The sequence below is a fragment of the Wolbachia endosymbiont (group A) of Pherbina coryleti genome (genome assembly GCF_964026875.1).
Classification (GTDB): domain Bacteria; phylum Pseudomonadota; class Alphaproteobacteria; order Rickettsiales; family Anaplasmataceae; genus Wolbachia; species Wolbachia pipientis.
In genome coordinates this window covers 1,539,958-1,549,461 of sequence record NZ_OZ034706.1, presented here as the reverse complement: position 1 = coordinate 1,549,461, position 9,504 = coordinate 1,539,958, and the positions used below count along the sequence as shown (strand labels likewise).

At 35.1% G+C, this 9,504-nt stretch carries 10 protein-coding genes; 7 read left to right on the top strand and 3 right to left on the bottom strand.

All coding sequences use genetic code 11. The features are described from left to right. Positions 1-403: 403 nt before the first annotated feature. On the top strand, positions 404-1,222 hold the full coding sequence (locus AAGD87_RS07715; protein ID WP_264339692.1) for a transporter associated domain-containing protein: 819 nt from the start codon (positions 404-406) through the stop codon (positions 1,220-1,222). Between the two features lie 66 nt (positions 1,223-1,288). On the opposite strand, the gene AAGD87_RS07710 is transcribed toward AAGD87_RS07715, so the two are convergent. Then, the gene (locus tag AAGD87_RS07710) at positions 1,289-1,567 is read right to left on the bottom strand and encodes a hypothetical protein (protein ID WP_006280047.1); all 279 of its coding nucleotides are present in this window, start codon (positions 1,565-1,567) and stop codon (positions 1,289-1,291) included. 80 nt (positions 1,568-1,647) lie between these two features. Then, positions 1,648-1,941: a hypothetical protein gene (locus AAGD87_RS07705; protein ID WP_006280049.1), complete on the bottom strand. Its 294-nt coding sequence runs from the start codon at positions 1,939-1,941 to the stop codon at positions 1,648-1,650. Positions 1,942-2,074: 133 nt separating this feature from the next. Between AAGD87_RS07705 and purM the strand changes: the two genes are divergently transcribed. Beyond that, a complete protein-coding gene (purM, locus tag AAGD87_RS07700; RefSeq protein ID WP_007549277.1) occupies positions 2,075-3,112 on the top strand; it encodes a phosphoribosylformylglycinamidine cyclo-ligase in 1,038 nt (345 codons plus the stop codon). Here purM and purC read toward each other — a convergent pair. After that, positions 3,109-3,831: a phosphoribosylaminoimidazolesuccinocarboxamide synthase gene (purC, locus tag AAGD87_RS07695; protein ID WP_155969369.1), complete on the bottom strand. Its 723-nt coding sequence runs from the start codon at positions 3,829-3,831 to the stop codon at positions 3,109-3,111. The genes purM and purC overlap by 4 nt on opposite strands. Positions 3,832-3,905: 74 nt before the next feature. Here purC and trmD point away from each other — a divergent pair, with 74 nt between their 5' ends. From trmD to terL, 5 genes are all read left to right on the top strand, one after another. Next, positions 3,906-4,616 carry a tRNA (guanosine(37)-N1)-methyltransferase TrmD gene (gene trmD / locus AAGD87_RS07690; RefSeq protein WP_007549279.1) on the top strand — a complete coding sequence of 237 codons (711 nt, stop codon included), beginning with the start codon at positions 3,906-3,908 and terminating at the stop codon, positions 4,614-4,616. Beyond that, on the top strand, positions 4,600-4,977 hold the full coding sequence (rplS, locus tag AAGD87_RS07685) for a 50S ribosomal protein L19 (RefSeq protein ID WP_006279489.1): 378 nt from the start codon (positions 4,600-4,602) through the stop codon (positions 4,975-4,977). The genes trmD and rplS overlap by 17 nt, the downstream gene beginning before the upstream one ends. Positions 4,978-5,256: 279 nt before the next feature. Then, positions 5,257-6,507: a phosphate ABC transporter permease PstA gene (pstA, locus tag AAGD87_RS07680; protein ID WP_341817612.1), complete on the top strand. Its 1,251-nt coding sequence runs from the start codon at positions 5,257-5,259 to the stop codon at positions 6,505-6,507. A 6-nt stretch (positions 6,508-6,513) separates the two neighbouring features. Further along, positions 6,514-7,311, top strand: a complete 798-nt coding sequence (locus tag AAGD87_RS07675) for a phosphoribosylformylglycinamidine synthase subunit PurQ (RefSeq protein ID WP_044471287.1) — start codon at positions 6,514-6,516, stop codon at positions 7,309-7,311. 479 nt (positions 7,312-7,790) lie between these two features. Continuing rightward, positions 7,791-9,254, top strand: a complete 1,464-nt coding sequence (gene terL, locus AAGD87_RS07670; RefSeq protein WP_341817611.1) for a phage terminase large subunit — start codon at positions 7,791-7,793, stop codon at positions 9,252-9,254. The last annotated feature ends 250 nt before the right edge of the window (positions 9,255-9,504 follow it).

Below are 9,504 nucleotides of genomic sequence, written 5' to 3'. Positions count from 1 at the left end.
ATCTATTCTATTTATTCTTTTGTATATTAAAGTATAGTAATAATAATAGTTCTATCAATAACTTGTTACTAACTTAAAATTCAGTAAAAATTGGCGTTGTTCAACTTGTGGATAAATATGTGAGTAACTTTCGTATATTATTGATTTTCTGTTATGATTTATGTGTATAAGTAAGGTGTTTAGAGTGTTAGTAATTTTCTTTTATGGAAAATACTTTACCATCATGCATTGTTACACAACTATGTATATGTTGTTGAAAAAGTTGTTGATCAATTGTTGGTATTTTATATCAACAAATAATTCACAAATTAATTTGACATTATTCACATGCTTATTAAACATTTAATAACAGTTTTCTTGATAAATCTAATCTGAAAACGTTTTTGCCATTACAGGGAATAAATTGAGTAAAAAAAGAACCTTAGTAGAAAAAATAGCATATAGAATTTTTCTCTTCCTTTTCAAAAAAGCTTCTGTGTTGAAAAAGTGTGCGACTGAGGCATTAATGAAAGATCTGCCAGACCTTAATATATTTAATGGTCTATTAAAATTCCGCGATTGTGGTATAATGGATATAATGACTCCACGTACAGAGATATGCGCAGTAGACATTGAGTCAAGCGAGCGTGAAATAATAAAGAAGATAAAAAACACTTGCCACACTAAAATACCAATTTATAAAAATAACTTTGATAACGTAATAGGCTTTTTTTATGTAAAAGATGTTATTTTTAATAGGGATAAAAATTTTAATCTGAAACATATTATACAAAGCGTAATATTTGTTCCACCCTCGATGAAGACAACTAATCTTTTTGTTAGGATGAACTCTTCTAAATCATGCTTAGCTATCGTATTGGATGAATATGGTGGAACTGATGGTTTAATTTCAATGACTGATCTTATAGAGGAACTAGTACCAAACATTGATAGTGAAAACGAAATAAATTCAGAATATACCATTACTGAATTGTCTCAAAATAAGTTTGAAGTATCAGCAAGGGCTCTTATAAAAGATATAGAAGAGGATCTAAAAATAGAATTACGTGACCCTGAAGAAGACTATGTTACACTTGGTGGTTTGATTCTTTCGATTGCTGGTAAAGTACCTTCTGTAGATGAAGTCATTAAATATAAAAATGGTATGAAGTTTATCATCAAAGATGCAAATGAGCGCTACATTAATAAAATAGTACTAGACTTAAGTGATTACAAAAATTAGATTTGGTACCCCTTGTCGGGGAATGCCTTGACACGAAGAAAAAGTTGTAATAACCAAATATGCAACTCAAGTTATAGTTAAACCTATTTCCAGCAAATTATTTTCGCAAGTATAATGCATTTCAGTGTTATAGTACTCTAATAATAAAGAGGTCATATAGATATTAATATCTTTTGTATTTAAATTAGTGTCATTTTTTTTGATTAATTTGTCTACTAATGATTTGCTTATTGGTTTGTGTTCATTTAGAATTTTTATAGTTAATAGCATTTTATCTTCTGTTTGACTCAGTAAAACAGATACTAGTTCAACTTCCGCCACTGCACTGGCTATAGTTAGCACCATATTAGAAATTATCTTATTTATCTTTTCAATTAAACCTTCCTTATTTTTTGCAGAGTATGCGTCTATTTTCCACGTAAGCTTTACTTTTTTTTTAATAAATAATTTTCGATATTAGATTTGGTCTTATCAAAGCTATAATTATCCATTGAAGAAGAATATGCCTGCTTCATAACTTTATGTTTATATATTAAATCATCGGAGCTTTCTTTAAGAAACAACAACGCTTCCTTCTGCGCATCAGCATCATTCTTATCTATTACTTCAAGCTCTTCTACGCCAAACGTTATTCCATTCATAGAGTTAGCAAAGTCATGAAGCAGCCGTCCTGATAGCAGTTCCGTTATTAACAGTATGTTTTTGGTATTTTCGTTCATTGGATAATTATAAATGATTTAAGTTACCCTATATTGGTAAGTATATAATAGTCAATTAAGAGAAAGTTTCGTTGCACTTTTTATATCAAGGCATTAATATAGTATTAACAATTTTAAAATTTATAAAAGGATTATGAATACTTATACCAGATCAGGAATAGATATTGAACTATATAATAAGTTAATAAAAGAAGTCAAGCCTATTGCTCAAGAAACTACTAGAGAAGAAGTAATCAGCGAAATAGGTTCATTTTCTGCGTTATTTGATTTTGCTGCACTAAGTAAGAAGTATGACCATCCAGTACTCGTTTCCTCAACTGATGGAGTAGGTACGAAACTGTTGATAGCTCAAGAAGTGAATAAACATGATACTATAGGTATAGATTTAGTTGCAATGTGTGTAAATGACTTACTTGCACAAGGAGCAACGCCTTTGTTTTTCCTTGATTACTTTGCAACAGGCGTTTTGACCAAAGATGTTTTATTATCTGTGGTTAAGGGCATTGCAGAGGGGTGCAAGCAAGCTAAAATAGCATTGGTTGGTGGGGAAACTGCAGAAATGCCTGGAATGTATGGTAATAATCACTATGACCTTGCAGGGTTTGTGGTTGGTGTAGTTGATCGAAAGCAAATTCTTCCAAACTGTAGTATGATGAAAGCAGGTGATTATATAGTTGGCTTAGAGTCAAGTGGAATTCACTCAAATGGGTTTTCTTTAGTGCGCCATGTTTTCAAAAGCTTAGGTATAAATTATAACGATACATCTCTATGGAATAATAAATCTTGGAGTGAAATACTACTTGAACCAACAAAAATATATGTTGATTCTTTGCTGCCTATCATGTCACAAGTAAAAGGTATTGCGCACATCACGGGTGGTGGTTTGGTAGACAATATTCCGCGAATTCTTCCAAAAAACTTATTTGCAAACATAGACATTAATTCCTGGAAATGGCCAGATATATTTTTATGGCTAACAAAGGAGGGTAAAATAGAGAAGAAAGAAATGCTAAAAACATTTAATTGTGGTATTGGTATGGTATTGATCGTAAGTTCTGAGAATATGCAAAACGTGAAAAATCATTTCCAAAAACGTGGAGAAAAAATTGAAATTATTGGAAAACTTGATGAGGCATGTAACCCTCCACTTGATAGAGTAGTATTTAGTTAACCTAACTTTACTGACAGTCTTTTTGCAACTTCTAGGTATGCTTCCTTTAAATCTCCTAAATTCAAACGAAAGACATCTTTGTCTAGCTTTTTATAAGTATTTTTATCCCATAATCTGCAGTTATCAGGGCTAATTTCATCAGCTAAAACGATTTTAGTACTGTCATTTATTAATCTGCCAAATTCTAACTTGAGATCAACTAAATATATACTTGCATTTGAAAATAGGTGAACTAATATTTCGTTGATTTTTAAAGTTGTAGTTTTAACTTCATCCATTTCTTTGCTAGATAGCCAATCAAAATACAGTATGTGATTTTCACTTACCATTGGGTCGGCTAGGTCATCATTTTTGTAAAAAAAATCGATTATAGGAGATGCAAGCCTCTCACCTTCTTTGATATTAAAACGTTTGCAAAAGCTGCCAGCTGCGACATTTCTAACTACTACCTCAAGAGGTATTATCTTGAGTTTTTTGACTAGCTGTTCTCTTTCGTTTAGAGTTTTTATAAAGTGTGTGCTAATTTCTGCTTTCTCAAGCTTTTCCATGATAAAAGCACTAATATGATTATTAATTATTCCTTTACCATCGATTATTTCATATTTTTCCTTATTGAATGCTGTAATATCATCTTTAAAGTGCTGTATGACAATTGATAAGTCTTCAGTTTCAATAATGGCTTTCGCTTTACCTTCGTATATCGTTTTATTCAGTGACATGTTTAATTTAACTATATATTATATCAATTTACTATTCTTAGAGTATAGCCCCAAATAACTTAAAATAAACCTTAATGGCATTCAATGTTACAATATTAACCATATTCCCAGAAATGTTCCCGGGGTTTTTGAACTATTCTCTTGCCGGAAAAGCGTTAGAAAAAAAAATATGGAACCTTGAAGTAATAAATATTCGTTCTTTTGCGAAAGATAAACATTCAACTGTGGATGATGTTCCATATGGAGGTGGAGCGGGAATGGTTATGCGTTCTGATGTAGTTGGTGATGCAGTAGATAGTATGCTCTCTGTTCATAAAAACACTAAGTTTATTTACATGACTCCATCTGGAACTAAGTTTAATCAGAATATTGCCAGAGAATTATTAGAGTTTCCTCATATAACAATATTGTGTGGTCGATTTGAAGGTATTGACCAAAGGATAATTGATGCGTATACTCCTTATGAGTTAAGTATTGGAGATTATATACTTTCAGGAGGTGAGCCAGCTGCAATGGTGGTTCTTGATGCATGCATTAGACTTCTTCCAGGTGTAGTAAATAATACCGATAGTATTACTGAAGAAAGTTTTAATTATGGTGGTGGTGTACTTGAATATCCTCAATATACTAGACCTGAGCAGTGGAAGGGATATAAAGTACCTGAGGTTTTGTTATCTGGCAATCACAAAAAAATAAGTGATTGGAGGCAGAAGCAGTCTCATGTTATAACAAAAAAGCGTAGGCCTGAATTATTGAGTGGAGAGATAAATGACAAATTTACTTAAAAAATTTAACGAACAGCAAATGCAAGTGTTAGCTAAAGAAATACCAGAATTTCGTCCTGGCGATGATTTGAAGGTCACTTTTAAAGTAGTTGACGGTACAAGTGAACGTATACAGATATTTGAAGGTGTATGTATATCAAAAAGGAACCGCGGGTTACATTCTTCTTTTGCAGTCAGAAAAGTGAGCCATGGAGAAAGTATAGTGTCTCAGTTTTTTGTTTATTCTCCTGCACTGGTTTCAGTGCAAGTGACAAGAAAAGGAAAGGTTCGTAGAGCAAAACTGTATTATCTGTGCAAACTATTTGGAAAAGCTGCAAGGATCAAAGAGCGTACTACTTATGTTAAAAAGAAATCTAAGTAGATACAATAGGGAGTGATGTCAATTGTGTCATCTCAGAACTCTCTCTTGTCATCCCAGTGCGTGACACACAACTGTACGAACATTGTGTTTGCCTCCCGCTGTGGTGTCATCCCAGTGCTCCGACACTGGGATCCAGCATTCATTATTCTCCTTTTGGTTTGTGCTTTCATGGAAAATGTAAAAATTATTTGCAGGCAAAGCCTGCTGGATCCCAGTGTCAGCTACTTGCATGACAAAAAAGGGGAAAGTTTTTTCAAATCCTCGTGTAAAGAAAAGTAAATGAGTATAAAGAAAAAATTCCTTAAATTACTTCAGTCAAGGCGTGTACATGCTTGTATAAAAAGGAAAAATAAAAAGAACAGAGCGCTACGCTTTTGTTCTTTCACGGCATTAGTTATCTCACTTGGCTGTCCTGTGTGTATATTGTTGAGTATATTAGTTAACTCTTACAGTGCCTTAACAGTAACGAAAATTTTATTGCCAGTTAAAATAAATGCTGATCTTACTTTGGCGAGTAATCCTAGTGATTTGCGATATAAGTCCATTGGCTTACTCAACGATTCTTTACGTAAGGTGTTTAAAGGAACTGATTTTAAAGACAGTGACGAAATTTTAAGTCGTAATTCTTACAAAGAACTAGAAAAATTTTTTCGTAAGAAAGTGAAAGGTAGTGGTGAATATGAGATCTGGTTTACCGCGTCAAGTATAATTAATTCAATAAATAAAGATAAACATTTGAATGATCATTATGCTAAATTACTTGATTGGCTAAAAGAAAAAGGGAGAGTGAAAAAATTTTTTAATAAGTCTTTATTCCTTAAATCTGACTCTCGTGAACCTGAGAATGCAGGGATTTTAGGTGCATTTATCGGCTCATTGATGACAATTATAGTGTGCCTAGCATTAGCATTACCAATAGGAATTATGTCGGGCATCTGTCTTTACGAATTTATGCCTAAAAATAGGCTCATGACCAATATTGTAGAAATTAGCATAAATAATCTTGCTGCAGTGCCTTCAATAATATTTGGTGTAGTAGCCTTAACTCTCTATCTTGGCATATTTGGGCTACCACGCTCTTCACCACTTGTTGGTGGAATGACTCTTTCATTTATGATGTTACCTAATATTATAATTGCAACAAAAAATGCCTTTGCGAATGTTCCTATTACGATAAAAGATGCAGCGTTTGCGCTCGGTGCACCTCACATCAAGGTGATATTAGATCACTCTTTGCCGATTGCATTACCAAGAATAATACATGGTACTGTGCTTGCAATTGCAAGGATTTTAGGTGAATCTTCCCCTTTACTTATGATAGGTATGGTAGCATTTATTGCTGATACACCTATGTCCTTCTTCGATCCGGCAACTGTTCTACCTGTGCAAATATACATATGGTCAAGCAGTCCTGAAATTGCATTTGTTGAACTTGCTGCTATCGCAATTATAGCTTTATTATTGGTGTTATTTGCGTTAAATTTAGTAGCAAATTTTGTAAAAAGGAAATTCGAATTTTTTAATTTTTAGCAATTCATGAAAATCACAGTCCTATCTGGTTATGGCTTAAATTGCGAAAAAGAAACTGCATTTGCATTTATGGAATGCAGCAGAAAACTTGGTATTGGTAATATTGAAGTAAAAATCGTTCACATTAACGATATCATAGATAATCCAGGTGAACTGAAATTAAGCAATATACTTGCAATTCCAGGGGGTTTTTCCTATGGTGATGACACTGGTGCTGGTAATGCGTTTGCTTTACGTATTAAAAACAACTTGTTGGATGAGTTTCAAGAGTTTTTATCTCAGGACAAGCTGATTATAGGAATATGTAATGGTTGTCAGATATTAGTAAAATTAATTCCAGAGTTCTCTAATCTAGCTTTAATCCATAATGATATAGGCAATTACCAATGCCGCTGGATTAGAGTGAGAGTTAATCCGCAGAGTAATTCTGTTTGGCTACGGGGTCTGAGTGAACTATATCTCCCTATTGCTCATGGGGAAGGCAAATTTTTTATGGATCAAGATATTTTGAACCAATTGATTGAGAGCAATTCCACCGCATTACGTTACATTGATAAAAATGGCAACTATGCTAACCTACAATTTCCTTACAATCCGAATGGATCTACATACGACCTAGCAGCTTTATCAGATAAAAGTGGAAGAGTGCTAGCTTTAATGCCCCATCCAGAAAGGGGAATATTTTTTACTCAGCAAGATAATTGGCCCCTTGAAAAAGAAAAGAGCAAGCGTTTAGGTGTTGCTGTGCCAAAATATGGCGATGGAATGCTTATATTTGAAAATGCACTGAAGTATTTTTGTTAAAATTTATTGATAGGGATTTATGGTCGAAATTATCCCCTGATATTGCAAAAAACTTGCTTGACAAGCCTTGCCAGTCCCCTTATCATGAAACTGAAGCTATTTATTTATCTTCTCTGTACAGATTAAATGACAAAAAAACTCACGTATCTGGCGTCCCATGTTTAATTTTTTGCACTATGTGCATCTTATGTCTTTATAAAATTCTAGGTTTTTACCTAATATAAGCTGAAATGCGCTTATAAAGCATTTAAAATATCAAAAAACGCCAACTTAAAAAATGGATAGTGAATAATTAGCTACCCTAGGGTTTCTTTTGCCTTTTTTTTATTTGGTAAATTTCTTAATATTTATAGCTAAACGACAAACGTCATCCCGCTGCTTGTTAGCGGGATCTAGAGATACCGCAACGTCTCACCTATAGCCTTCAGTGCTCCTTTTTTTGTCATCCCAGCGTCACGCGTTGGTTTCAACATTATATCATGAACTTTCTAAAATTCATTGAACTGTGTTTTCAAACGGTAGTGCCGGGGTGTGAGTATAATGATTATCAGTATATAAAAGTCATAGCAGACAGACTTGAAGCGGCAAATGTTGGCAAAATGAGGCAAATAATATTCAATATGCCTCCGCGTTCAATGAAGTCCCTGTGCGCTAGTGTTGCGTGGCCCGCATGGATACTGGGAAATCAGCCAACTGCAAGAATAATAGTTGCAAGCTACTCTCGGCTGCTTAGCGAAAAGCACTCGCTCGATACAAGATGCATAATGCAGTCTAGTTGGTATAGAGAGCTGTTTCCAGAGGTAGAACTATCCAAAGATCAGAATACCAAATACAAATTTCAAACAGTGCAGAGAGGATACAGAATCGCAACGTCAGTTGGAGGGACGTTAACAGGTGAAGGTGGTGATTTCATCATCGTGGATGATCCACTGAGTCCCGCCCAAGCTTTGAGTGAAACGTTTAGAAAGCGTGCTACAAATTGGTTTGACCAGACTTTAGTAGCCAGGCTCAACAATAGAAAAAAAGGAGTAATTGTTCTTGTGATGCATAGGCTACATCAAGAAGATTTAACCGGGCACCTTCTCTCCAAACCGAAAAACATATGGAACCATACTTGTTTACCGATGATATCTGAAAATAAGGAGATTATCTATTCAATCAAAAAGCCAGCGCCTCCTTTTCTTGTTCCTGTCACCCGAGTAACTACAAATGAGTACAAAAGCTGGATTACAGCATCAAGTGCTAGAATGACACCACCCGTAATATTATACTCAAGAGAAGAAGGTCAGTTGCTATATCCCCTCGATGGAGGAAAAGAAGAAGTTGAGATGATAAAGGTTGAACTTGGAAGTTACGCTTTTGCTGCACAATATCAACAAAACCCTCTGCCACTTTCAAGTGGTATAATTAAACGAGAGTGGCTGAAGCGCTATAGAAATTTTTCTGATAGTCTCTCATATGTCACTCAGAGCTGGGACACTGCAGTTTCAACAAGCAGCATGAGCAACTTTAGCGTCTGCACCACCTGGACAAAAGTGGGCAATAAATTCTATTTACTCGATGTATATCGCGCAAAGCTTGAGTATCCAAAGCTTAAAGAGCAAGTTCTGTCACTAGCTGCAAGATGGACACCGCACGCAATTTTAATCGAAGCAAAAACAAGTGGTCAGCAATTGGTGCAAGAGCTAAAGACAAACAGTGATTTACCAATTATCGAAATAGTACCACATGATGACAAACTCACTCGATTTTATCAAATTGTTCCGATTATAGAGTCTGGCAAGGTTTTTCTGCCGCACCAAGCAGTATGGCTGAACGATTTTGAGTATGAGATTTTAATGTTTCCTGAAACTCGACACGATGATCAAGTGGATAGTACCGTGCAATATTTGCAGTGGGTGAGAGATAGTAGCTCTAGGGTCGCAGCTTTACGGGCATTGTGATTTAAGCCTACCAGATCCAAGTAGTCAGCTACTTGCATGACACCCTGACAACCGTCATCCCGCTACGTGTTAGCGGGATCTAGAGATACCGCGAATGAATCGCGGTATGACGGTTCGTGGTGGTATGACAGTTCGTGGCGGTATGACGGTTCGCGGTGGCATGACGATAACTTCGTCATTCCGCTATGTGTTAGCGGCTAAGAGATACCGCGGCGGTATGACGGTCTGCGGCGGAATGACGGTTAAGCAA